Source organism: Cryobacterium sp. 10S3 (genome assembly GCF_034344045.1).
Taxonomy (GTDB): Bacteria; Actinomycetota; Actinomycetes; order Actinomycetales; family Microbacteriaceae; genus Cryobacterium; species Cryobacterium glucosi.
Genome location: NZ_CP133773.1, coordinates 1,517,876 through 1,541,867 on the forward strand (window position 1 = coordinate 1,517,876; position 23,992 = coordinate 1,541,867).

Below are 23,992 nucleotides of genomic sequence, written 5' to 3' on the forward strand. Positions count from 1 at the left end.
CGATGAAGCGCATATTCCACGCAGGGGGATCCGTCGTAACCGGGAGTGACCTTGCCGATGCTGTCATGCAGTATGCCGAGAGACTGAGTACCCGAGGCCAGGTCGAAGTTGTCGACATTCCCGTCATCGGCGACAGCGGTCAGGTCGGGAGGGCCCAGTTCCTGATCGGCGCGGCGAGCCAGTTGACGAGCGTCACGTCCCCGACAGGTTTCCGCGAACTCGTCGATACCGACATCACCGCGGGCCTGCGCAGGAAGGCGCTCGCTCCGATGGCGGTGCCCCAGGGTGCTTGGACCGGCGACGGTCTCGATGCTCCCCAGTTCGACGAATTCGACTACTGAGGACGTCCCGTCTGACCGCTTGACGACGTCCCGTCGATTCGGCGCGGAATGACCACGATCGGGCAGGGCAGGTTGAGCAGCACGTCGTGGCTCACCGAGCCCAGGATGAGGCTCCCGACCGAGCCGCGTCCGTGCGTGCCGACCACGAGCAGTTCAGCCTCGGCGGACGCATCGACGAGTGCAGGGGCGGCCGGCCCGGTGTCGAGGATCTCGACGACGTCGAGTCCTGGACGGGCGTCCCGCACCCGTTGGGCCGTGATCGCGAGCGCTTCGGCATTGGCTTCGCGGAGCGCTTCGAACGGCACCGTCGCGCCGAGGTCGATCGCAACCGTCATCGGAATCGACCAGGAGTGCACGATCCGGAGTCCGCGCCCGAGCCTGACCGCTTCGTCGGCAGCCCAGTCGAGGGCTTCCGTGCCGGCGGGGTCGTCGTCGAACCCGACGACGACAGGGCCGATCCGCGGTCGCCACGTCGCCGGAACGACGACGACCGGGCAGTGCGCGTGCGCCGCGAGGCGGAGGGGGAGCGTCCCGTAGACGGCGCCGGTCAGGAGCCCGGTCTTGTTCGAGCCGATCACCATCAGGTCCGCAGAAGCGGATGCCCTGACGAGCTCGTCGACGGGGACACCGTGTCGGATGTAGCTCGTCCTGCGGCACCCCGGAGCCCGGCGTTCCACTTCATGGGTCGCCGCGGCCAGCGCGCGTTCGTAGGCAGGCTGGAAGCTGAGGGCGACGTCGTGCGGCGACCAACCCAGCTCGACGACGGTCGTGAGTTCGAGCTCGATCGGTTGTGCGTCCGATTCGGCGGACGAGCGGTCGACCGCTCGGGTGATCGCCCAATCCAGGGCTGCAGCACTGGCCGGCCCGCCGTCAATCGCAACGATCACGTTCTCCGTCATGCCCGCAGTGTACGCCCGGGGTGCACTGCCAGCCCGCCGCCGGACCGCCGGGCTACTATGGCCCGATGACATCCGCACACAGGGACAGGGTCGTCCCCGGTCCCGGCCAGGAATCGGTGTGGGACTACCCGCGCCCGCCCAGGGTCGAGCCCGTCTCCGAGGAAGTGGTGATCCGCTTCGGTGGGCTCGAGATCGCGCGCACCGAAAACGCGGTCCGCGTGCTCGAGACGAGCCACCCGCCGGCGTATTACCTTCCCCGCGATGCCTTCCGCCCCGGTTCTCTCGTGCCGGCGGACGGCCGATCGGTGTGCGAATACAAGGGAACCGCGTCATACCTGACCGTCGTGTCCGGCACTGCTCGTGCCGTTGGCGCTGCCTGGACCTACCCTGAGCCCGAGCCTGGGTTCGAATCGCTCGCGGGCCGGATCGCACTGTATCCGGGGCGGATGGATCTTTGCACTGTCGACGGTGAAGTCGTCCACGCGCAGGCCGGATCCTTCTATGGCGGTTGGATCACCTCGCGGGTCGTCGGGCCGTTCAAGGGGGAGCCGGGCACCCTCGGCTGGTAGACCTGCCGCGATTTCGGGCATCTGGCTACACTCGGGGCATGTCCGACAGGTACCCGAGGGGGCAGGACGGCCCCGTTCCGCCCGAACCCGCCTCCCCGGCTGACGACGACGCGCTCACGGTGGAGTCACCGGCCGTGATCGAACTGGGCATCACGCCACTGGACGGGAGCGCGCCGAGGACGGCCGCGACCGAGATCGTCGGCTTCGGAGTCGACGACGACCTGCCCGACGACGCCGACGACGTACCGACGGGGGTGGCCGCGCCCGTGGCGAGTCCACGGGTCAGCGACGACGAAATCGTCCTCGTCGATGCCGCTCTCGCCGAGGAGCCGCGGCTCGTGATCGAGCGTTACGCACAGGCTCCGACCCCGGTGGTGAACCGGGTCGGACGCGGAAGCCGGGTCTTCCGTCTCTGGTTCGCGGTCATGGCATCCGTCGTCAGCGTCGCGGTCGGTGCGCGCCTCGCCTACCTCGGACTCAGCATCCGCCAGGTCGTACTCGTCACCGTGCTCGGCATCGTGCTCTCACTGATCCCGCTCGGCCTGGGAACCCTGGCCGGTCGGCGCAACGGGCAGTCGATGGTCATGCTGTCGCGGGCAACGTTCGGCGTGATCGGAAACGTCGTTCCCACCGTGTTCGCCCTGCTTGTCCGGATGGCCTGGGGCGCACTGCTCCTCGCCATCCTGGGCCGGGCCGTGACCGCAGCAACGAGGCCGCCGACGCTGGCAGGTGGAACCAGGGACGGGTCCGTTCCGCTCCCCGCGCTGGCGGTCCTGATCGTGGCGACCGTGGTCGCGCTCTTCGGCTATGCGCTCATCCGCTCCGTTCAGGCCGTGCTCGCCGTCGCAGGTGCCGCCCTGGTGATCGCGGTGATGGTGCTCTCGGCCGGACTCGTCGACGTGGGCTCGGCGCTCACTGTTCCGGATGGAAGCGGTTTCACGGTGTTCGGCGGGGTCACCCTCGTGTTCGCCTACCTGGGACTCGCCTGGGCGTCGAGCGGCGCAGACCTTGCACGCTATCAGGGCAGGTCCGGTTCCGGATCGAATGCGGTTCTCTGGCTCCTCGCGGGGGTCGGGGTACCTGCCCTCGTCCTCGCCTCCTGGGGGGCACTGCTCGTCTCGTCCCAGGGCCAGCGGGGAGCAGACCTCGCCGTCGACCCGGTCGGAACGCTCGCCGCGCTCCTGCCCGCCGGTCTCGAATGGCCGTTGCTTCTGCTCGGAACGGTCACCGTGCTCTCCGCACTGATCCTGACGTTGTACTCGGGCGGCCTGGCGGCCGCGGCGCTGTCCTCCGGGCTCCCTCGGGCCGCGGGAGTCGCTCTCACGGCGATGGGCGCGGCACTGCTCCTCCTGCCGTCCGGTGGGTTGGGTGTCCGGGCGGCGTTCCTCACCGTGCCACTGACCCTCGCGATCCCGGTCGCGGCCTGGTCGGGGCTGTTCTCCGCCGAGACGTTCGTGCGCGCCAATCGGTACGACACCCGCAGCCTCCTGAAGCGCGGTGGAGCGTATGCGGACGTGCGCTGGGTCAATCTGGCCGCCTTCGTCGTCTTCAGCGTGGTCGGCTGGGGACTCCTCGTCCCTGGGGAGGGCTGGTCGGCCTGGCAGGGATACCTCTTTGAACCACTCGGCATCGACCCCGGCGGGGAATTCGCGGCGACGAACCCCGGCGTCCTGATCGTCTTCGCCCTGGGCCTCGCGACACCCCTCCTCGCGGGCATTCCGGCGATCCGCAGGCAGGAGAACGCCAGGACCCCGGCGTCCGCGGGGTGAGTCCACGGGTCGCCGGGTGGGTGTCGTGAGACCGGCGCCTGCGAGTCGGCGCCCTGAGAATGGCCGGGGTAGCGCACGGGTAGGCTGACGGGGTGTCCTATTCGCTCGCAGAGATCACCCGGACCGTCCACGAGCTCTGGCCGTTGTCGGGTGCGGAGACGTGGGATGCACCCGGACTCGTGAGCGGCGACCCGTCGAACCGGGTCGATTCCGTCCTCCTCGCGGTCGACGCCGTCTCCGCGACCGTCGATGAGGCGATCGAGGTCGGTGCCGACCTCCTTCTCGTCCACCATCCGCTCCTTCTTCGCGGAGTCACGTCCATCGCAGAGGACCGGTACAAGGGTGCCCTCCTGGCCAGGTTGATCCGGTCGGACTGCGCACTCCTCGCCGCGCACACGAACGCGGATGTCGTCGTCGACGGTGTCTCCGACGTCCTCGCGTCGCGACTCGGACTCGTGGACGCCCAGCCGATCACCGCGGGAACCGTGCCAGGGACCGGTATCGGGCGGGTCGGGCTGCTCGGGACTCCGACCACACTCGGCCAGCTCGCCCGGCGCCTCGCGACGATCCTGCCCGCGACAGCCTCCGGGATCCGCGTCTCGGGGGAGTACACCGCACCGGTTCGCTCTGTCGCGCTCTGCGGTGGAGCGGGGGACTCCCTGCTCAGCGTTCCGTCCGTGCTGGCCGCGGATGTCTACATCACCGCCGACCTCCGTCATCACCCGGCCTCCGAGGCGAGGGAACAGGCGCTGCTCGACGGAAACACACCGGCGCTGATCGACGTGTCACACTGGGCGAGCGAGTGGTTGTGGCTCGACACCGCCGCCGACGCGTTGCGGAACGCTTTTCCGGGACTACGGGTGGACGTGAGCGATCTGCGCACGGACCCGTGGGACTTCGTCATCGTGCAGTAACCTGCACAACCCCACCGACAGTATCCGGCCACCGGGCCGGTCGAACTCAATACCCGTGAAGGTCAGGACTCAAGTGAAGGCATCCCCCATCGAGCAGAAGGAACTGCTCCGGCTCCAGGCTCTCGACATCAGGCTCCAGCAGGTCGACCACCAGACCAGGGCGCTCGCCCAGCACGCCGAACTCACCGCACTCGCCGGAACCGCGGACAAGACCCGGATGAACCTCACGACTCTCCACGGAGAAGTCGAGGACGTTCGTCTCGAACTGAACCGGATCGAGTCCGACGTCGAGGTCGTCGAGAAGCGCATCAAGCGCGACGACGAACGCCTGCAGACGACGAGTTCGGTCAAGGACGTCCAGGCGCTCGACACCGAACTCGCCGCACTCCGCAAACGGCTGCTCGCCCTCGAAGAGATCGAGATCGCCGTGATGGAGCGCCTCGAGGAACGTGAATCCGCTGTTGCGGTCGTCGAAGCGGAACGGGACGCGCTGGCCGCCCGAGTCGAGGAGACCGAGACCTCACGCGACGCCGACCTCGCCACCCTGCACCGCCAGCTCGAGGAACTCCGCCGCGACCGGGCCGTGATCGCAGGGACGATCGCGCCGGATCTCGCGAGCCTTTACGAGAAGCTCTTCGTGAGCGGCCACGGGAACGCTGCCGCGCTGTTGCGCCAGCGCACCTGCAGCGGATGCACCATCACCCTCACCGGAAGCGACCTCGAGTCCGTGCGGTCGTCTGCGGCCGACGAGGTGCTGTTCTGCCCGGATTGTGGTGCGATCCTTGTGCGCACGGAGGAGTCCGGAATCTGATCCTGTAGTCTGGGAGGAAGAATGGGTCGGCAAGACGGCCGCGTCAGCCGGTTCCCTTCGGGGGAGCGGCTGCCGAGGAACGTCCGGGCTCCACAGAGCAGGGCGGTGGGTAACACCCACCCGGGGTAACCCGCGAGACAGTGCCACAGAAAGTAGACCGCCACCGTTTTTCGGTGGTAAGGGTGAAACGGTGGTGTAAGAGACCACCAGAGGCCAGGGTGACCTGGTCGGCTCGGTAAACCTCGTCCGGAGCAAGGTCACACAGGAAACGTTAAGGCGGCTCGCCGAGTTTCCGGGTAGACCGCTAGAGGGCTGCGGCAACGTAGTCCCGAGATAGATGGCCGTCCCCGGTGAAAACCGGGACAGAACCCGGCGTACCAGCCGGCCCATTCCCCTTTTCCCCGTTGGGGCCGCTTCCCCCACGGGGTGCCGTCACCCGACCACGGGACGAGACCGGTCCTGGTCTAGTCCAGGTCTTTCACGGCGAGGGCCGCAGCCCCGAGAATGCCGGCGTTGTTCTTGTGCACGGCCGGGACGATCGGCGTGTGCAGCGCGAGCAGGGGCAGGAAATCGTCGTGGTGCTTGGAGACGCCGCCGCCGACGACGAACAGGTCGGGGGAGAAGAGCGCCTCGAGCGTGGAGTAGTACTTCTGCAGGCGTGCCGCCCAGGCCGACCAGGAGAGATTCTCCCGTTCCCGCGCGGAGTACGAGGCGCGGGTCTCGTAGTCGACTCCGTCGATCTGCAGGTGACCGAGTTCGGTGTTGGGAACGAGCACCCCGTCGTTCAGGAGCGCCGTGCCGATGCCGGTGCCGAGGGTGGTCAGGATCACCACGCCCTCCACCCCCTGCGCGGCACCGAACTGGGATTCGGCGTACCCCGCGGCATCCGCGTCGTTCACGAACGTGATGGGTGCGCCGAGGCTCCTTGCGAACAGGGCCGCGGCCTCGAGGCCGATCCATTTCTTGGACACGTTGGCGGCCGACATCGTCCGTCCGTGCCTGACGATCGCGGGGAAGCAGATGCCGACGGGGACATCCGTCACGCCAGCAATGGCACTGACCCTTTCGAGGATGACGCGGGTCGTCTCGACGATGTCGGCAGGGCGCCCGCCCTTGGGCGTGGGGAGCTTGACGCGGTCGGTCAGCAGCGCGCCCGTCGCAAGATCGACGAGTGCCCCCTTGATGCCGGTCCCGCCGATGTCGATGCCGATGGCCGTCTGAGAACTCATAGTAGAAAACCTACCGTCTAGGGGAGGGTCAAGACCTCTGCGCCGCGTTCGGTCACGACAAGGGTGTGCTCGAACTGGGCGGTGATGCTCTTGTCCCTGGTCGTCACGGTCCAGTCATCCGCCCACATGTCCCAGTCCGTGCCGCCGAGTGTGAGCATCGGCTCGATCGTGAAGACCATGCCGACCTCCATCACGGTGTCGTACTGCGGGGCAGAGTCGTAGTGGGGGACGATCAGGCCGGAGTGGAAGGCCTCGCCGACCCCGTGGCCGGTGAAGTCCCGAACGACGCCGTAGCCGAACCGCTTGGCGTATGACTCGATGGTCCGGCCGATCACGTTGACCTGACGCCCGGGGGCGACGGCCTTGATACCGCGGGCGAGGGCCTCCTTCGTGCGTTCGACGAGGAGCGTCACCGCTTCGCTCGCCTCCCCGACGATGAACGTGACGTTGGTGTCCCCGTGGACGCCGTTCTTGAAGGCGGTGATGTCGATGTTGACGATGTCTCCGTCTTCGAGGACCGTCGTGTCGGGGATGCCGTGGCAGATGACCTCGTTGACCGAGCTGCACAGCGACTTGGGATAGCCCCGGTAGCCGAGCGTGGAGGGGTACGCGTCATGCTCGATCAGGAATTGGTGTCCGATCCGGTCGAGTTCTTCCGTGGTCACGCCCGGGCGGATGCCCCGGCCGACGGCTTCGATCGCCTCCGCGGCGATCCGGCCGGCCTCACGGATCAGTTCGATCTTCGCGGCGGGGTAGACGTCGGAACCGGTGAATCGCGCCGGTGCGGCGTGGCCGACGTATTCCGGACGGGGGATCCTGGCGGGGACGGGACGGATGGGGGATACCGGGCCTGGCAAGAGGTGACCGGCGGAATCCTTAGGCATAGGATCTAGCTTATGGCCGAAGATACTGAGCACCAGTTCTGGTACAACCTGCGCACGGGCGCCGTCGAGGAGGGAATGGTCTCTCTCGCCGTCGATCGGGTCGGGCCGTTCCCCACCCGCGACGAGGCAGCCCACGCACTGGAGAAGCTCCGCGCGAACAGCGCGAAATGGTCGGCGGAGGACGCTGCGGAGGACCGCTGACAGCTATTCGTAGCTGTGTTCCGGCCCGGGGTACACGCCGCTCTCGACGTCTGACTTGAACTGGTGCACGGCATCCGTGAGGACGCTGCGCACGTTGGCGTACTGCCGCACGAAACGCGGCACGCGGCCCTCGGTCATGCCGGCGAAGTCTGTCCAGACCAGCAGCTGGCCGTCGACGTCTGGTCCTGCCCCGACACCGATCGTCGGGATCTCGAGCTTGCTGGTGACCTCCGCGGCCACGGTCGCCGGAACCATCTCGAGGACGACGGCGAACGCGCCGGCGTCCTGCACGGCGAGGGCGTCTTCGAGGAGTTTCTCCGCGGCGTCGCCGCGGCCCTGGATGATGTGGCCGCCGAGACCGTGTTCGCTCTGCGGTGTGAAACCGATGTGGGCCATCACGGGGATACCGCTCGTCACGATTCTCTTGATCTGCTTGTGGCTGCGCACCCCGCCCTCGAGCTTGACCGCGTGGGCCTGTGCTTCCTTCATGAACCGCACCGCGGTGTGGAGGGCCTCCGTCTGGCCGGTCTCGTAGGAGCCGAAGGGCATGTCAGCGACGACAAGGGCGCGGGTGACGGCGCGGGCGACTGCACGGGTGAGCGGGATCAGCTCGTCGACGGTGACGGGAAGAGTGGTCTCGTAGCCGAAGACATTGTTCCCCGCCGAGTCTCCGACCAGGAGGAAATCGATCCCGGCCTGGTCGAAAATCTGCGCCGTGAGCATGTCGTAGCTGGTCAGGCCGGTAATCGGGATTCCATGCTGTTTCGCGTTCGAGAAATGGCGGGTCCGCACCCGCTTGGGTCCTGCGGGGGCGGGAACGAAGGGATTCAGGTCATTGACGGAACGGGGAGCATCTGACGCGGTCGACTCTGGCATGCCTCCAGTGTAGCCAGCGGCCGATTCCGCCCGCCGGGGCCGTTTTCGCACGCGAGGTCACGACAGCCAGTAACCTAGTGATCAACAAGAAAGGGCGTGGATGGACAAGCAGCGCGACTTCGTTCTTCGTACCATCGAGGAACGGGGCATCAAGTTCATTCGTCTCTGGTTCACGGACGTCGTCGGCACCCTGAAATCGGTGGCGATCGCACCGGCCGAGGTCGAGGGCGCATTCGCAGAGGGTCTCGGTTTTGACGGCTCGGCCATCGAGGGCCTGACCCGGTCCTTCGAAGCGGATGTCCTCGCACATCCGGATCCCACAACGTTCCAGATTCTGCCGTGGCGGGGCGAAGTCGACCCGACCGCACGCATGTTCTGCGATATCACGACCCCCGACGGTCAGCCCGCGGTTGCCGACCCGCGCAACGTGCTCAAGCGCACGCTTGCGAAAGCGGCGGATCGCGGCTTCACGTTCTACACGCATCCTGAAATCGAGTTCTACCTCCTGAAGTCGTCGAAGTTCGGCAAGGACGGGCCGGTGCCCGTCGACTCCGCCGGATACTTCGACAACGTCCCCGGCGGAACCGCCCACGACTTCCGGCGCCGTTCCGTGCGGATGCTCGAGGAGCTCGGCATTTCGGTGGAGTTCAGCCACCACGAGGCCGGCCCCGGCCAGAACGAGATCGACCTCCGGTATGCGGACGCCCTCTCGACGGCCGACAACATCATGACTTTCCGCACCGTCATCAAGGAGGTCGCTATCGAGCAGGGCGTCTACGCGACGTTCATGCCGAAGCCGATGTCCGACCAGCCTGGCTCGGGCATGCACACCCACCTGTCCCTCTTCGAGGGCGAGACGAACGCCTTCTACGAGGCGGGCGCGCAGTACCAGCTGTCCCGCACCGGGCGTCAGTTCATCGCGGGCCTGCTCAAGCACGCACCGGAGATCACCGCAGTCACGAACCAGTTCGTGAACTCGTACAAGCGGCTCTGGGGCGGGGATGAGGCGCCGAGCTTCGTCTGCTGGGGCCACAACAACCGGTCCGCGCTGATCCGCGTGCCGCTGTACAAGCCGAACAAGGGCAACAGCTCCCGCATCGAATACCGGGCGATCGACTCCGCAGCGAACCCGTACCTCGCATACTCGCTCATGCTCGCTGCCGGCCTCAAGGGCATCGAAGAGGGCTACGAGCTGCCTCCGGAAGCCGAGGACAACGTCTGGGGGCTCAGCGACACCGAGCGCCGCGCACTCGGTTACCGCCAGCTGCCTGCGAGCCTCGACCACGCCATCCAGTTCATGGAGGAATCCGAACTCGTCGCCGAGACCCTGGGCGAGCACGTGTTCAACTACGTGCTGCTCAACAAACGGCAGGAGTGGAAGGAGTACCGCTCTCAGGTCACTCCATTCGAGCTGCAAAAGAACCTCGAGATGTTGTAGCGCACGATGGCGCGAGAGGCGCTGACCCTCACCGAACTTGCGAGGGTCGGCTTCGCTGAACTCGGTGAGGTCCGGGCGTGCCTCGACGAGGTCGTCACCAGGGGCGGGCCCGATTCGGCAGAACTCTTGCCGTTGCTCGCCCGCACGGCGAGCCCGGACGCAGCACTCTCCGGCCTGATCGCCCTGCTGCGGCAGGCACCGGCGGAGCTCCTGGCCCTCCTGGCCTGCCCGGGCGCTCCGCTGCGCCTCCTGCTCGTGCTCGGCGCGTCCCGCGGCCTGACCGATTTCTTCCTGCGGCACCCGGAGGAGCTCGGCGTCCTGGCCACCCGCTCACGGTCCCTTCCCGGCCCCGAGGAACTCACCAGGGATCTGCTCGCCTCGGTCGGGGCCGTCGACGGCTTCGCTGCCCTCGTCGACGACGCCGGCTGGGTTGCGCTCCGGGTGCGGTACCGGCGGAGGCTCGCGGAGGTCGCCGCTTTCGATCTCGAACAGGCTGACCCCGTCGCCGGCCTTGACGGTGTCGCCAGGGCGCTGTCCGATCTCGCCGCCGCCGCGCTGGAGGGGTCCCTCGCCGTCGCGCGAACGATGGTGGCTGCCCCCGTTGCCGCCCCTGGCGTCTTCCCCGTCGACCAGGTGCGCTCCACCCGGCTCGCCGTGATCGGCATGGGCAAGGCCGGGGCGAGGGAGCTCAACTACGTCAGCGACGTCGACGTCATCTTCGTCGCGGAAGCAGACCCCGAAACCGGGCTCGAGTCCGGTCGTGCGGTCGACATCGCAACCAGGCTTGCGATCCTGCTGATGCGCGGCCTCAACCAGCCGACGCTCGAACCCGAACTCTGGGAGGTCGACCCGAACCTGCGTCCAGAGGGAAAGTCGGGGGCGCTCGTGCGTTCCCTCGACTCACACATCGCGTATTACGAGCGGTGGGCGAAGAGCTGGGAATTCCAGGCCCTGCTCAAGGCGAGGCCGCTCGCCGGCCATGCCGGGCTCGGTGAACGGTACCTCGCCGCGGTCGGTCCGAAGGTGTGGACGAGCGCCAGCCGGGAGAACTTCGTCGAGTCTGTGCAGCGGATGCGGGAACGGGTGACCGACAACATCCCCGACGACGAGGTCGATGTCCAGCTCAAGCTCGGCCCCGGCGGGCTGCGCGACATCGAGTTCACCGTGCAGCTCCTCCAGCTCGTTCACGGCCAGGCCGACGAAGACGTGCGACAGGCCGGCACCCTCCCCGCACTCGCGGCCCTCGCCGAGTCCGGCTACGTTGGTCGCGCGGAAGCGGCGGAATTCTCGCAGGACTACCGGATCCTCCGGTTGATGGAACACCGCCTGCAGCTCTACCGCCTGCGACGTACCCACCTCGTGCCGCGCGACGAGGCGAGCCTGCGCATCCTCGCCCGGGCGACCGGACTCGCCTCGGGAGCCGCCCAGCTCAGCACGCGCTGGGCGGACACCAAACACCGGGTGCGTGGACTGCACGAGCGCCTCTTCTACCGGCCTTTGCTCTCCGCCGTTGCCGCGCTGCCCGATGGTGAGCTCGTTCTCACGAGCGCGCAGGCCGAGGCCAGGCTCGCGGCGATCGGTTTCCGCGACACCAAGGGCGCCTTCGCCCACATCGCCGCGCTCACCGGGGGCGTTTCCCGTCGGGCGACGATCCAGCGCCACCTCCTTCCCGTCCTCCTGCAGTGGTTCTCCGAGGGTGCCGACCCCGACTACGGCCTGTTGGCCTTTCGGCGCCTCAGCGACAGCCTCGGGTCGACCTACTGGTTCCTGCGGATGCTTCGTGACTCCTCCGGCGCCGCCGAACGGCTGACCCGGGTGCTGTCCTCGTCCCGGTTCGTCGGCGAACTCCTCGAAACCATTCCGGAGTCGGTCGCATGGCTCGAGAACGAGAACGACCTGCGTCCGCGGCCCCTCGCCGTGCTGCGCGCAGAGTCCCGCGCGGTCCTGGCACGCCACCAGACGCCGGAAGCAGCGGCATCCGTCCTCCGTACGGCGCGGCGCCGCGAGATCCTGCGCCTGGCCTTCTCGTCCATCCTCGGCAGGATCAGCATCGACCAGCTCGCGACGGGCCTGACCGACGTCACCGCGACCGTGATCGAGGGCGTCACCGCGGCGATCCGCGGCACCGGCCTCCGGGGCGAGCCCGACGGCGACGCGGACGGCATCGAGTTCGCCGTGATCGGCATGGGCCGGTTCGGGGGAGCCGAGCTGGGCTTCGGGTCCGACGCCGACGTGATGTACGTGTTCCGGGCCGGAAAACTTAGCGGCGAGGCCGCGCATGCCCGGGCGATGTTCATCGCGAGGGAACTCAAACGCCTCACCGAGGACAGCCGCCTGCCGCTCGACCTCGACCTCGGTCTGCGCCCGGAGGGCAAGAACGGGCCCGTCGCCCGATCCCTCGACTCGTACGAGGCGTACTACCGGCGCTGGTCGCTGACCTGGGAGGCGCAGGCGCTGCTGCGGGGCAGGGGCGTCGCCGGCGATGCCCGGCTGCTTGCCGACTTCGAGACCCTCGCGGACTCGGTTCGTTTCCCGCTCGCGATCGACGACCAGGCTGTCCGGGAGATCAAACGGATGAAGGCCCGCGTCGAGAAGGAACGGTTACCGCAGGGCGCAGACCCGAACCGGCACCTCAAGCTCGGCCGCGGATCGCTCAGCGACGTCGAGTGGTTCGTCCAGCTGTTGCAGTTGCAGCACGCCGCGGCGATCCCCGAGCTGCGCACGCACTCGACCCTCGGTGCACTGCACGCCGCCGCCAGGGCCGGGCTCGTGAGCGACTCGGATGCCGAGACCCTCCGGGCGGCGTGGATCTTCACCTCCCGCTGCCGGTCCGCGATGACCCTGTGGATGAACCGGACTGCGGACACCCTCCCGACCGACCGCATCCAGCTCGAGGGCATCGCCCGGATCCTCGAATACCCGCCGGGCTCCGCCAACCGGCTCGAAGACGACTACCTCGCCGTCACCCGGCGCGCCCGCGCCGTGTTCGAGCGTCGCTTCTACGGCCCCGTCGAACACGCGGGCCCGTTCGCCGGCTGACCGGGGAACGACGAACGGGCCGTACCCCGAGAGGTACGACCCGTTATGGTCAGGCTCGGTGCGGTTTAGACCCCGTAGTACAGTTCATACTCGAACGGGTGCGGACGCTGCGCGAGCGGCTTGATTTCCTGCTCGCGCTTGAAGCTGACCCAGGTCTCGATCAGTTCGGGCGTGAACACGTTGCCGGCGAGGAGGAAGTCGTGGTCGGCTTCGAGGGCCAGCAGCGCCTCCTCGAGGGAAGCGGGAACCTGCGGGATGTTCTTGGCTTCTTCGGGCGGGAGCTCGTAGAGGTCCTTGTCGACCGGCTCGTGCGGCTCGATCCGGTTCTTGATCCCGTCGAGGCCGGCCATCAGCTGGGCAGCGAAGGCGAGGTACGGGTTGCCGGAGGCGTCGGGCGCGCGGAACTCGATGCGCTTGGCCTTCGGGTTGGTGCCCGTGATCGGGATGCGGATCGAGGCCGAGCGGTTACCGGCAGAGTAGACCAGGTTGACCGGGGCTTCGAAGCCGGGGACGAGGCGGTGGTACGAGTTCACCGAGGGGTTGGTGAACGCGAGGACGGCCGGGGCGTGCTTGAGCAGGCCGCCGATGTACCAGCGGGCGATGTCGGAGAGTCCGCCGTAGCCGGCCTCGTCGTAGAACAACGGCTTGCCGCCGGACCAGAGGGACTGGTGGGTGTGCATACCGGAACCGTTGTCGCCGAAGAGCGGCTTGGGCATGAACGTCGCCGTCTTGCCCCACTCGTGCGCCGTGTTCTTCACGATGTACTTGAACTTGAGCAGGTCGTCCGCCGCGTGGACCATGGTGTCGAAGCGGTAGTTGATCTCGCCCTGTCCGCCGGTGCCGACCTCGTGGTGGCTGCGCTCGAGGATCAGGCCTGCGTCGATGAGCTTGAGGCAGATGTCGTCACGCATGTCGACGTGCTGGTCGACGGGGCTGACGGGGAAGTATCCGCCCTTGTACGGGGTCTTGTTGGCGAGGTTGCCGCCCTCTTCCTTCTTGCCGGAGTTCCAGGCGCCTTCGCTGGAGTCCACGGCGTAGAAGCTCGAGTACTGGTTCACTTCATAACGCACGTCGTCGAAGATGTAGAACTCGGCTTCGGGGGCGAAGAACGCGGTGTCGGCGATGCCGGTCGACTCGAGGTACTTCTCGGCCTTCTTCGCGACCTGGCGGGGATCCTTGGAGTAGATCTCACCGTTACGCGGGTTGTAGATGTCGAAAAGCATAATGAGCGTGCGTTCGGCGCGGAAGGCATCGACGTATGCCGTCGTCACGTCCGGGATGAGCTGCATGTCCGACTCGTGGATGGACGCGAAGCCGCGGATCGACGAACCGTCGAACATCTGCCCGACCGTGAAGAATTCCTCATCGACGGTCGACGCGGGGATGTTGAAGTGCTGCTGCACACCAGGAAGATCGGTGAAGCGAATGTCAAGAAACTTGACGTCAGTGTCCTTGATGAACTTGAGTACTTCTGACGAATCGCGGAACATGCGGTTTTACTCCAAACGACGAGGGCGTTAATGACAGAAAGTCGCGCACGGCGGCTACCCAGAGAGTATTACGGCAGCATTACTCAACTGTGACGACTTTGTTTCTCACATGTTACAGGCGGGGCCCTTGGCTAGGATCATCCCGTGCCTCCCTCTGCCTCGCAACCGACCACCTTCGGACAGCTCCCGCCGAGCAGATGGCCGGGGGAGCGACTCGGGCTTCCCGACGCCGGCCCACTGTCCATCGGCCGCGCCGGGCGACGGATGCTGGGACTCCTGATCGACTATGCCCTCGCGATGGCGCTGGCATTCACGGTGTTCCGCTATACGTTCCTCGACTACAACGGTTTTGTCGTGACCGGGACCTATGTCCTGCTCCAGGTCGTGTTCATCCCGACGATCGGCGGCAGCATCGGCCACCGCCTCGTCGGACTCCGGGTGATCCCCCTCGCGGGCGGCTGGGTCGGTCCGTGGCGGCCGATTGTGCGTTCCGTGCTTCTCGGCCTGGCATTCCCCGCACTGGTCTGGGACTCCGACCAGCGCGGCTTCCACGACAAGGTCGCCGGAACCGTCCTCGTCCGCGGCTGAGCCGCGCGCCGACAGGCAGACGCAAGAACCCCTCGTCGTGACGACGAGGGGTTCTTGACGTGCGGAATGGATGGGTGGACGCGCCTAGTTGCCGCGCTGGGGGCGGGCCTTGGTGGGATCGACACCCTTCGGGATCGGAAGCTTCTTCGTGATCGAGCTCAGCCGGTTGTTGACGGCGAGCACCTCTGCCTTGGTCAGGCTCGGCTTGATCTTGCGCAGACGGCTCGCGAGCTTGTGCAACGGCACGGCGTCGGAGTCCGGACCGACGGAGAGGACTGTGACGGGCACGTGACCGCCGAGACGGGTGACCGTGCGGCGTTCCTCCTCGAGCATGCGCGCGGTCCGGGTGCGCGGGCCCTCGCTGATCAGGACGACGCCGCCGCGACCGACCGCACGGTAGACCGCGTCCTGGGTCTTGCCGTTGACGGCGATGGGCATCTCGCTGCCGACCCAGCCGCCCTTGAGGGAGCTGCGCAGCACGGCGCCGACGGCGCCGGGCTGGCCTTCGATCTGGGAATAGGCGGCCTTCTCGGCACGACGGCCGAGGATGATCAGCACCGCGAGCACCCCGGCGAGGAGTCCGGCGATGATCCAGAGGACCAGCGTGAGAACGTTTCCGTCCGTCGCAACGATCGCGACGATGATCGACGCCACGAGCGGCACGAAGAAGCCCACGAGGAGGAGCGGAACGATTTTGGAATCGTACCGCCGGGTCATCTGGAACACCTGCCACATCTGCTTGATGCGGCCGGGTTCCTTGTGGGGTTTGGGAGTCTTGTCCTTGCTGCGTGCCATGATGTCGAGTTTACCGAGTCGCCAGAATCTCCGATGACCGATTTTCGGTCGAGTCAGCGACGATGCCGCCTGGGCGGGCGACGGCCTGGGCGAAGCCGAGGGAGGCATCCGCCAGGTGGCGGAGCTCGGCGGGCACCTCGCGGTTCGTCGCGAGCATCGACTGCGCCCAGAGGCGTCCTGCCCGGTAGGAGGAGCGCACGAGCGGACCGGAGAGCACCCCGAGGAATCCGATGGCTTCCGCTTCGGCATTCAGCTCGACGAACTCCTCCGGCCGCACCCACCGGGCGACGGGGAGGTGCCGGGCGCTCGGCCGCAGGTACTGGGTGATGGTGATGATGTCGGTTCCGGCGTCGTGGAGGTCCTGGAGCGCCTGGCTGACCTCGGCTCGCTCCTCGCCCATGCCGAGGATCAGGTTCGACTTGGTGATGAGGCCGGCGTCGCGGCCCTGGGTGATCACGTCGAGGGAACGGTCGTAACGGAAGGCCGGGCGGATGCGTTTGAAGATGCGCGGGACCGTCTCGACGTTGTGCGCGAAGACCTCCGGCTTTGCCGAGAACACCTCGCCGAGCAGGTCGGGGTTGCCGGAGAAGTCCGGGACGAGGATCTCCACTCCCGTACCGGGGCTCTGCGCGTGGATCTGCCGGATCGTCTCGGCGTACAGCCAGGCACCCTCGTCGGGAAGGTCGTCACGGGCGACGCCGGTCACCGTGGCGTACCGAAGGTTCATCGCGACGACGGATTCCGCGACCCGTCTCGGTTCGTCGGTGTCGTACTCCGCAGGCTTGCCCGTGTCGATCTGGCAGAAGTCGCAGCGCCGGGTGCACTGCGAGCCACCGATGAGGAAGGTCGCCTCGCGGTCCTCCCAGCATTCGAAGATGTTCGGGCAACCGGCTTCCTGGCACACGGTGTGCAGGTTCTCGCCCTTGACGAGGTCCTGGAGCTTCCGGTATTCCGGTCCCATCTTGGCGACCGTCTTGATCCAGGCGGGTTTGCGTTCGATGGGGGATTCCATGTTGCGGATCTCGAGCCGCAGCATCTTGCGGCCCTCTGGCACGGCGCTCACGCGGCAGCCACCAGTTCCGCGGCGAAACGGGCCCGGATCGGTTCCACCAGTTGCTCCGGTGTCACCTCCCGGCCGAGGACGCGGGAGATCGTGGTGATGCCGGCGTCGCGGATGCCACAGGCGATGATGTGGTCGTAGGGTTCGAGGGAGTTGTTGCAATTGAGCGCGAAGCCGTGCATGGTCACGCCTTCGGCGACCCGGATTCCAATGGCGGCGATCTTGTCCTCGAAGCCGGGACGGCCGACCCAGACCCCGGACCGTCCGGTGACGCGACAAGCGTCGACTCCGAACCCGGCGAGGACATCGATGAGGATGCCTTCGAGGCGTCGGACGTACCCGACGACGTCGATGGGTTCGGCGAGGCGGAGGATGGGGTAGCCGACGAGCTGGCCGGGACCGTGCCAGGTGATCTTGCCGCCCCGGTCGGTGTCGATGACGGGAGTTCCGTCCGTCGGCCGCTCGTCGTCGGACGTGCGTCTACCCGCGGTGTACACGGCGGGGTGTTCGAGGAAGATGACGGTGTCCGGGCGTTCCCCGGAAACAACGGCACGATGGACGGTGCGCTGGAGCTCAAGGCCCACGAGATACGGCACGGAGTTGGCGCTTAGCCCCGCGACGAGAAAGTCGAGCATTGGGCCAGTCTAGGTCAGCCCGTCCTCACCAGCTACCGGATCGGCCGGAGTGTGCACAGCCTGTCCTGAGTGGGCTTGCCGCCGGCTCTCAGCGGGCGAAGATCGCCGCGTGACGAGACGTGCGGGAAGTCGGCGGAGTAGGACGCCTGCTGCGGAGTCCCCTGCCGTGGTGGGGGACTCCGAAGCGCAGCCAGCGGATGCCGTCGGAAACGTCGCCGGATACCGGGTGCTGAGGCGCATCGGCTCTGGTGACCTGTCCGACGTCTACCTCGGTGCCTCTGCCGAAGGCGGGATCGACGGCCAGAGGGAGGTCGTCGTTCTCAAGGTGTTCCGTGAGGTGCACGCGGTGGGCGCAGGCACCGGCGGCGCGGCGATCGACAGGGAGGTGCGCGCCCTCGAGAGCATCCCGGACGGCGGGGTGGGCCGGTTGCTGGACGTTGCGACGTTGCCGGACGGCCGGGTCTGCCTCGTCCTGGCCGAGGACCGTGGCGGGGCGCTCGGGGCGGTCCTGGCCTGCGAGCGATTGCTGGACCCGGGGGAGGCGGTCACGATCCTGGCGCCGGTGCTCGCGGCCGTTGCGCGGCTCTACGACGGGGGCTGGCTGCATCCGGGGATCAGCCCGGGTGTGATCCGGTTCGACGGTGCGGGCCGACCGGTCGTCGGGGGCCTGGGCGGTTTGCGGGACCTGCCGCCGCCGGGGCAGGACCGCGACGAACTGCAGGGCGAGGCCAGGTGCGCCTGCGGTGATGTTGTGCAGGCCGTTCTCGACCGGGTCGCGAAGCGCGGGCAGCCGCCGGCCGACGCCCTGTTCGCGGCCTGGCGCTCTGGCACGTACCGGGAGGCGCTTGCCGGACTCGAGCGGGCGCTGTTCGAATGGTCTCCCGCGGCACCGGTCCGGTTCGGCGGGCACGACGTCGCCCCGGGACACGGGACGTCGACGGACATCCGGGGGCGTTCCCCCGGCCAGGGTCCGCTGGCGAGCCTCGAGGCCGCGCTGGACGCGCGCGTCTGGCCGCTTCTGCGGGCCTGGGCGGTTCAGGTCGCCGGGACCATCGGAGGACGGCTGACGGGAATCCGGCGCGTGGTGCCTGCGCCGCGGGCGCACCGCGGCCGGGCGGCGCACTCCTTCGGACCTGGAACGAGACCGGGTCCTGAGCGAAGTCCCCGGCCGTCGACGCGCCGGGGCACGTGGACGGCCGCGGACGACCCCGCCCGCTGGCGGCGCCGAGGCCTGATCCTGGCCGGAGCGTCCGTCGCCGTCATCCTCGTCGTCGGCGCCTGGACAGCGCTCGCCCCACCGGCACTCAGCTCGGGTGCGCACCCGTCTTCGGTCGGCGCTGTTCCTCCGCGGTCTGCACTCGGGAGCGGGGGAGGGCTCGCCACGGGTCCGACCACTGCTGACCAGGTCGTCCTGCGGGGCGAGGACCCCGCCGCTGCCACCGCTGCGCTGCTCCGCATACGGGCCCTGTGTCTCGTCACGGCGGATCGGGAGTGCCTTGCGGAAGTGTCCCAACCGGACTCTCCGGCACTGGCAGGGGCCAGCGCCCTGATCGGGCACGCGTCGGACGGTGCGACGGGCAGCGCGACGGGATATCCACACGACAGCAGCGCCCCGACCGTCGACGGTTCCCTACCGACGGTCGTCAACCGGATCGGGAATCTCGCGCTCGTGGCCCTGTCCGTCGGCGGAGCGGCACCCGGAAACGACAAACCGGCCTCCGTCCTTGTGGTCAAGGGCGAGGCCGGTTGGCGATTACGCGAGTTCTTCGGTGCCGGCTAGCAGAACGTGCCGGCTAGCAGAACGTGCCGGCTAGCAGAACGTGCCGGCTAGCCGGACATGCCGACTGGCCGACTCAGATGCCGAGGTTGGCTTCGAAGTCGCCCGCCTCGAGACGCTGCTTCATCGTGACGAGGAAGCGTGAGGCATCCGCGCCATCGATGATGCGGTGGTCGTAGGACAACGCCAGGTAGACCGAGGAGCGGATCGCGATGGCGTCGAGGCCACCGCTCGACACGACGAGCGGCTTCTTGTAGACGACGCCCGTTCCGAGGATCGCGCTCTGCGGCAGGAACACGACGGGGGTGTCGAACAGTGCCCCGCGCGAACCGGTGTTGGTCAGCGTGAAGGTGCCACCGGACAGCTCGTCGGGCTTGAGCTTGTTGTCCCGCGTGCGCTGGGCGAGGTCGGCGATCTGGGCCGCGAATCCGGCCAGGTCGAGTTCCGCGGCGTTACGCACGACCGGGGTGAGCAGACCGCGCTCGGTGTCTACGGCGATGCTGATGTTCTCCTGAGCCGGGTACACGATCGTGTCGCCGTCGATCGTGGCGTTGATGATCGGGTTCGCCTGGAGTGCTTCTGCGGCGGCAAGGGCGAAGAACGGCAGGAAGGACAGCTTGTTGCCGGTCTTCTCGAAGAAGGATGCCTTGACCTTGTCGCGGAAGATCGCGACGCGCGTGACGTCGACCTCGACGACGGTCGTCAGCTGGGCCGACGACTGCATCGAGATGACGGCGCGCTCGGCGACGACCTTGCGGAGCCGGGACATCGGCTTGGAGGTGCCGCGCAGCGGCGAGACCTCGAATGCCGGGGCGGATGCCGCGGCGCCGGCGGCCGGGATGGCTGCCGTGATGTCCTGCTTGCGGATACGTCCGCCGACACCGGTTCCGGTGACGCTGGACAGGTCGACGCCGGCCTCGTTCGCGAGCTTGCGGACGATCGGGGTCACGTAGCCGGAGGTGCCTGCGTGGGAGCCACGGGAGACGGCGGGCTCTGCCACGACGGGTGCCGCGACGGGCGCAGGCGCTGCGACCGCTGCCGGAGCCGCAACGGGAACCGGCGCAAAGACCGGTGCCGGTGCTGCGACGGGGACCGGGGCGTAGACCGGCTGGGCGACGGGCGGTGCGACGGGTGCTGCGACCGGGGCGGGTGCGTAGACCGGGGCTGCGACGGGAGCGGTGGCTGCAGGCGCCTCGACCACGGGAGCCGCGACCGGGGCCTCGACCACGGGAGCTGCGACCGGTGCGGGAGCGGCGGCGGCCGAACCGTCACCGATCAGGACCAGGGCGGTACCCACCTCGACGGTTTCGTCCTCCTGAACCAGGATCGCTTCGATGATGCCGGCAACGGGGGACGGGATCTCCGTGTCCACCTTGTCGGTCGATACTTCCAACAGGGGCTCGTCGACCTCGACGCGGTCGCCCACGTTCTTCAGCCAGCGGGTAACCGTACCCTCTGTGACACTCTCACCGAGTGCCGGAAGGCTAACGGATTCGCTCATGCGTTTGTCTCCTTCAAAACCATTATGTGATCTGTACTTAGCTTATAGACGGTCGGTAGCCGGGAAACGGCTACATCGCGTGGAGGGGCTTCCCGGCCAGGGCCAGGAATGCCTCGCCGAGCGCTTCGTTCTGGGTCGGGTGCGCGTGCAGGAACGGGGCGATGTCCTCCGGGTACGCCTCCCAGTTCACGACGAGCTGGCCTTCGCCGATGAGCTCGCCGACGCGCGCGCCGATCATGTGGATGCCGACGATCGGGCCGTCGTTGACCCGGACGACCTTGATCGAACCGCTCGTGCCGAGGATCGAGCTCTTGCCGTTGCCGCCGAGGTTGTACTCGTAGGACGAAACCTGGTCTGCGCCGAACTTCTCGGAGGCCTTCGCCTCGGAGTAGCCGACGGACGCGATCTCGGGGTCGCAGTATGTGACCTTCGGGATGTTCAGGTCTTCGACGATGATCGGGTTGAGGCCGGCGATCTCCTCGGCGACGAAGATGCCCTGCTGGAAGCCGCGGTGCGCGAGCTGCAGGCCGGGAACGATGTCGCCGACGGCGTAGACGCCGGGGATGTTCGTCGCGAGGCGTTCGTCCGTGAGGACGAAGCCGCGATCCATCGCCACGCCGACCTCGTCGAAGCCGAGTCCGGCCGTGACCGGTCCGCGTCCGACGGCGACGAGCAGGATCTCGGCCTCGACGGTCGAGCCGTTCTCGAGGGTGACGACAACGCCGTTCTCGTGCTGGGTCACGCTCTGGAAACGGATGCCGAGCGAGTACTCGATCCCGCGCTTGCGGAAGGCGCGCTCAAGCTGCTTGGAGACCGATTCCTCTTCGTTCGGGACGAGGTGCGGCAGCGCCTCGATGATGGTGACGTCTGCACCGAAGGACTTCCAGACGCTCGCGAATTCGACTCCGATGACGCCGCCGCCGAGCACGGCGACCTTGTTCGGGACGAAGTTCAACTCGAGGGCCTGCTCACTCGATATGACGCGGCCGCCGATCTCGAGGCCCGGGAGGGATCGCGAGTACGAGCCGGTGGCGAGGACGACGTTCTTGCCGACGATGCGGTCGTCGCCGACCTGGACGGTGTTCGGCGCCACGAGGCGGCCTTCGCCCTGGATGACGGTGATGCCGCGTGCCTTGATCAGGCCCTGGAGGCCCTTGTACTTGGATGCGACGATTCCCTCACGGAAGGCCGTGACGGTCGCCATGTCGATGCCCTCGAACTGGGTCTTCACGCCGTACTTCGCGGCTTCCCTGCTGACATCGGCCACCTCGGCCGAGTGCAGCAGGGCCTTCGTCGGGATACACCCGACGTGCAGGCAGGTGCCGCCGAGTTTTCCCTTCTCGATCAGGCCGACGGTCAGGCCGAGCTGGACGGCGCGCAACGCTGCTGCGTAGCCACCGCTTCCTCCACCGAGAACGACAAGGTCAAAATTCTGTTCCGACACTCAGGGACTCCCTTTTATTCACATACGGGCGCTGGACACAAGCGCGTACTCACAAGCGGAAAAGCACAAAAAGTCTGCGGGACGGGAATCGATGACACCCGTGAGCCGGGCGCTTTCTTCCCCATGCCACCTCGACTGTACTACGGGCGCGAAAAGTCCTCGGCCAGACGCAGCAAAGCGCGCACCGAAACGCCGGTGGGACCCGCGTTCGTGAAGCCCCAGCCGCCTCCGGTGTTGTGCGCAGGTCCGGCGATGTCGAGGTGCGCCCAGGGGATGGTCGCGGCATCGTCCCCGGTCCCGCGGGTCCCGATGAACTCGCGCAGGAAGACGGCGGCGAGGAGCATTCCGCCGGCACTCGAGCCCATCTTGGCGTTCGCTATGTCGGCGACGTCGGAGTTCAGCGTGGCGCGGAGCTCGTCGGGGAGCGGCATCGCCCACAGCTGTTCACCGACACCGGCACCGGCGGCGAGCACGCGGGCGACGAGGGCGTCTTCACCCATGACGCCGTAGTAGCGGTTGCCGAGGGCGACGATGGCGGCTCCCGTCAGGGTGGCGACATCGATGATCGCGTCGGGTTCTTCCTCACCCGCTGCGACAAGCCCGTCGGCGAGGACGAGACGACCCTCGGCATCCGTGTTGAGCACCTCGACCGTGCGGCCGCCGCGGATGCGAAGGACGTCGTTCGGGCGGATCGCATTGCCGGACGGCATGTTCTCCGCGATGCAGAGCCACGCAGTGATGCGCACGTCGAGGGAGAGGCGGGCCGCGGCGAGCACGACAGCGAGCACCGTTGCAGCGCCGGTCATGTCGTATTTCATGCCGACCATGGAGCCGGCCGGCTTGAGGGAGAGTCCGCCGGTGTCAAAGGTGATGCCCTTGCCGACGAGGGCGATGTGACGGCTCGCGGTTTCGGGCGCGTAGCTGACCTTGACCAGGCGCGGCGGACGGGTGGAACCCTGGCCGACGCCGGCGATGCCGCCGAAACCGTCGGCGGCGAGTTCGGCCTCGTCCCAGACCCTGACCGTGACGGGCAGGTCTGCGGCGGCGGCGACTGCGCGGTCGGCGAGTGCCTCGGGGTACAGATCGGACGCCGGCATGTTCACGAGGTCCTTGACGAGGGCGACGGCCTCCGACACGACGAGGGCGTGGGCGACGGCGTCCGTTCCGTCGAGCGCACTGTGCACGGTGACGCGGCCGGCGGGAAGCCGGGTGCCGGCGAGGGACGCCTGGCGGTACTCCGTGTACGAATAGGCTCCGAGCGCGGCGCCCTCTACGACGGCGGTGAGCTCGGCGGTGCTCGCGAGCGGGAACGCGAAGGCGACGCTCTCGACGCCGGTCAGCTGGCGGACGGCGGAACCGGCGGCCGCGCGCAGGGCGTCGACACCGGCGTCCTTGCCGAGTCCGACGATTGCGATCGTGCGCGCGCCGCCGACGGATGCCGGAATGCGGACCACCTGGTCCCGTGCGCCCGTGACGCCGAGGTCGGCGAGGACGGTGGACAGGGCCGTGAACGCCGGGTCGGCGAAGAGCACCGCGGAGTCTGCGGACTGGAGCGCGCCCACGATCAGGACGTCGGCGGTTGATTCGATGGCGGGTTGTGCGGACACGGAGAGAACGGGAGCGGTCATCCTTCGATGCTACTGGCCGCCCCTGTGCGGCCCGTTCGGCCGGTGATGCCTGCGTGGCCTGTTCGCTTACGGCACTATGCGGGGACCCGCGGATTCCCACCCGG

The 23,992-nt window shown here is 67.9% G+C and carries 20 protein-coding genes, 1 other RNA gene and 1 pseudogene; 11 read left to right on the plus strand and 11 right to left on the minus strand.

Going from position 1 to position 23,992, the window contains the following annotated elements:
* Positions 1 to 2 precede the first annotated feature (2 nt).
* Entirely contained in the window at positions 3 to 341 is a 339-nt protein-coding gene (locus tag RHM57_RS07070; RefSeq protein ID WP_134446481.1) for a hypothetical protein, read from the plus strand.
* Here the strand turns inward: RHM57_RS07070 and RHM57_RS07075 are convergent.
* Positions 335 to 1,240, minus strand: coding sequence for a universal stress protein (locus RHM57_RS07075; protein ID WP_166790607.1), 906 nt, complete (start codon positions 1,238 to 1,240; stop codon positions 335 to 337). The two genes, RHM57_RS07070 and RHM57_RS07075, sit on opposite strands and share 7 nt — an antisense overlap.
* 65 nt (positions 1,241 to 1,305) lie before the next feature.
* Between RHM57_RS07075 and RHM57_RS07080 the strand changes: the two genes are divergently transcribed.
* The 5 genes from RHM57_RS07080 to rnpB all read left to right on the plus strand — a co-directional run bounded on the left by RHM57_RS07080 (position 1,306) and on the right by rnpB (position 5,696).
* Positions 1,306 to 1,809, plus strand: a complete 504-nt coding sequence (locus RHM57_RS07080; protein WP_134446483.1) for a DUF427 domain-containing protein — start codon at positions 1,306 to 1,308, stop codon at positions 1,807 to 1,809.
* A gap of 38 nt (positions 1,810 to 1,847) precedes the next feature.
* On the plus strand, positions 1,848 to 3,578 hold the full coding sequence (locus tag RHM57_RS07085; protein WP_134558426.1) for a purine-cytosine permease family protein: 1,731 nt from the start codon (positions 1,848 to 1,850) through the stop codon (positions 3,576 to 3,578).
* 92 nt (positions 3,579 to 3,670) lie between these two features.
* Positions 3,671 to 4,492: a Nif3-like dinuclear metal center hexameric protein gene (locus tag RHM57_RS07090; protein ID WP_134558425.1), complete on the plus strand. Its 822-nt coding sequence runs from the start codon at positions 3,671 to 3,673 to the stop codon at positions 4,490 to 4,492.
* A gap of 73 nt (positions 4,493 to 4,565) precedes the next feature.
* A complete protein-coding gene (locus RHM57_RS07095) occupies positions 4,566 to 5,303 on the plus strand; it encodes a zinc ribbon domain-containing protein (protein ID WP_134446486.1) in 738 nt (245 codons plus the stop codon).
* Between the two features lie 22 nt (positions 5,304 to 5,325).
* Positions 5,326 to 5,696: RNase P RNA component class A (gene rnpB, locus RHM57_RS07100), an RNA gene on the plus strand.
* Between the two features lie 71 nt (positions 5,697 to 5,767).
* On the opposite strand, the gene ppgK is transcribed toward rnpB, so the two are convergent.
* Both ppgK and map read right to left on the minus strand, forming a co-directional pair.
* Entirely contained in the window at positions 5,768 to 6,532 is a 765-nt protein-coding gene (ppgK, locus tag RHM57_RS07105; protein ID WP_134446487.1) for a polyphosphate--glucose phosphotransferase, read from the minus strand.
* Between the two features lie 17 nt (positions 6,533 to 6,549).
* On the minus strand, positions 6,550 to 7,416 hold the full coding sequence (gene map, locus RHM57_RS07110) for a type I methionyl aminopeptidase (RefSeq protein WP_134446488.1): 867 nt from the start codon (positions 7,414 to 7,416) through the stop codon (positions 6,550 to 6,552).
* Positions 7,417 to 7,428: 12 nt separating this feature from the next.
* Here map and RHM57_RS07115 point away from each other — a divergent pair, with 12 nt between their 5' ends.
* The gene (locus RHM57_RS07115; RefSeq protein ID WP_134558423.1) at positions 7,429 to 7,617 is read left to right on the plus strand and encodes an SPOR domain-containing protein; all 189 of its coding nucleotides are present in this window, start codon (positions 7,429 to 7,431) and stop codon (positions 7,615 to 7,617) included.
* 3 nt (positions 7,618 to 7,620) lie between these two features.
* Here RHM57_RS07115 and panB read toward each other — a convergent pair whose 3' ends face one another.
* Entirely contained in the window at positions 7,621 to 8,493 is an 873-nt protein-coding gene (gene panB / locus RHM57_RS07120; protein WP_134446490.1) for a 3-methyl-2-oxobutanoate hydroxymethyltransferase, read from the minus strand.
* Positions 8,494 to 8,593: 100 nt separating this feature from the next.
* Between panB and glnA (RHM57_RS07125) the strand changes: the two genes are divergently transcribed.
* Together glnA (RHM57_RS07125) and RHM57_RS07130 are read left to right on the plus strand one after the other, a co-directional pair.
* Entirely contained in the window at positions 8,594 to 9,931 is a 1,338-nt protein-coding gene (gene glnA / locus RHM57_RS07125) for a type I glutamate--ammonia ligase (RefSeq protein ID WP_134446491.1), read from the plus strand.
* A gap of 6 nt (positions 9,932 to 9,937) precedes the next feature.
* Positions 9,938 to 12,970 (plus strand): bifunctional [glutamine synthetase] adenylyltransferase/[glutamine synthetase]-adenylyl-L-tyrosine phosphorylase, encoded by a 3,033-nt coding sequence (locus tag RHM57_RS07130; protein WP_322140803.1) that lies wholly within the window; start codon positions 9,938 to 9,940, stop codon positions 12,968 to 12,970.
* Between the two features lie 65 nt (positions 12,971 to 13,035).
* On the opposite strand, the gene glnA (RHM57_RS07135) is transcribed toward RHM57_RS07130, so the two are convergent.
* Complete coding sequence (glnA, locus tag RHM57_RS07135; RefSeq protein WP_134558421.1) at positions 13,036 to 14,460, minus strand: type I glutamate--ammonia ligase; 1,425 nt, start codon at positions 14,458 to 14,460, stop codon at positions 13,036 to 13,038.
* A gap of 144 nt (positions 14,461 to 14,604) precedes the next feature.
* On the opposite strand from glnA (RHM57_RS07135), the gene RHM57_RS07140 reads away from it, so the two are divergent.
* Positions 14,605 to 15,048 (plus strand): RDD family protein, encoded by a 444-nt coding sequence (locus RHM57_RS07140; protein WP_134446505.1) that lies wholly within the window; start codon positions 14,605 to 14,607, stop codon positions 15,046 to 15,048.
* 84 nt (positions 15,049 to 15,132) lie between these two features.
* Here RHM57_RS07140 and RHM57_RS07145 read toward each other — a convergent pair whose 3' ends face one another.
* The 3 genes and pseudogenes from RHM57_RS07145 to lipB all read right to left on the minus strand — a co-directional run bounded on the left by RHM57_RS07145 (position 15,133) and on the right by lipB (position 17,538).
* Positions 15,133 to 15,843 (minus strand): DUF4191 domain-containing protein, encoded by a 711-nt coding sequence (locus RHM57_RS07145; RefSeq protein WP_134446506.1) that lies wholly within the window; start codon positions 15,841 to 15,843, stop codon positions 15,133 to 15,135.
* Positions 15,844 to 15,922: 79 nt separating this feature from the next.
* Positions 15,923 to 16,906: pseudogene (lipA, locus tag RHM57_RS07150) on the minus strand (lipoyl synthase); the annotation flags it as partial.
* On the minus strand, positions 16,903 to 17,538 hold the full coding sequence (gene lipB / locus RHM57_RS07155) for a lipoyl(octanoyl) transferase LipB (RefSeq protein ID WP_322135867.1): 636 nt from the start codon (positions 17,536 to 17,538) through the stop codon (positions 16,903 to 16,905). The gene lipB and the pseudogene lipA, both read right to left, overlap by 4 nt.
* 169 nt (positions 17,539 to 17,707) lie before the next feature.
* Here lipB and RHM57_RS07160 point away from each other — a divergent pair, with 169 nt between their 5' ends.
* Entirely contained in the window at positions 17,708 to 19,318 is a 1,611-nt protein-coding gene (locus tag RHM57_RS07160; protein WP_322135866.1) for a hypothetical protein, read from the plus strand.
* Positions 19,319 to 19,391: 73 nt separating this feature from the next.
* Here the strand turns inward: RHM57_RS07160 and RHM57_RS07165 are convergent, their stop codons facing one another.
* From RHM57_RS07165 to RHM57_RS07175, 3 genes are all read right to left on the minus strand, one after another.
* On the minus strand, positions 19,392 to 20,816 hold the full coding sequence (locus tag RHM57_RS07165) for a 2-oxo acid dehydrogenase subunit E2 (RefSeq protein ID WP_322135865.1): 1,425 nt from the start codon (positions 20,814 to 20,816) through the stop codon (positions 19,392 to 19,394).
* 70 nt (positions 20,817 to 20,886) lie between these two features.
* A complete protein-coding gene (gene lpdA, locus RHM57_RS07170; protein WP_322135864.1) occupies positions 20,887 to 22,260 on the minus strand; it encodes a dihydrolipoyl dehydrogenase in 1,374 nt (457 codons plus the stop codon).
* A 140-nt stretch (positions 22,261 to 22,400) separates the two neighbouring features.
* Positions 22,401 to 23,888 (minus strand): leucyl aminopeptidase, encoded by a 1,488-nt coding sequence (locus RHM57_RS07175; protein ID WP_322135863.1) that lies wholly within the window; start codon positions 23,886 to 23,888, stop codon positions 22,401 to 22,403.
* Positions 23,889 to 23,992 lie beyond the last annotated feature (104 nt).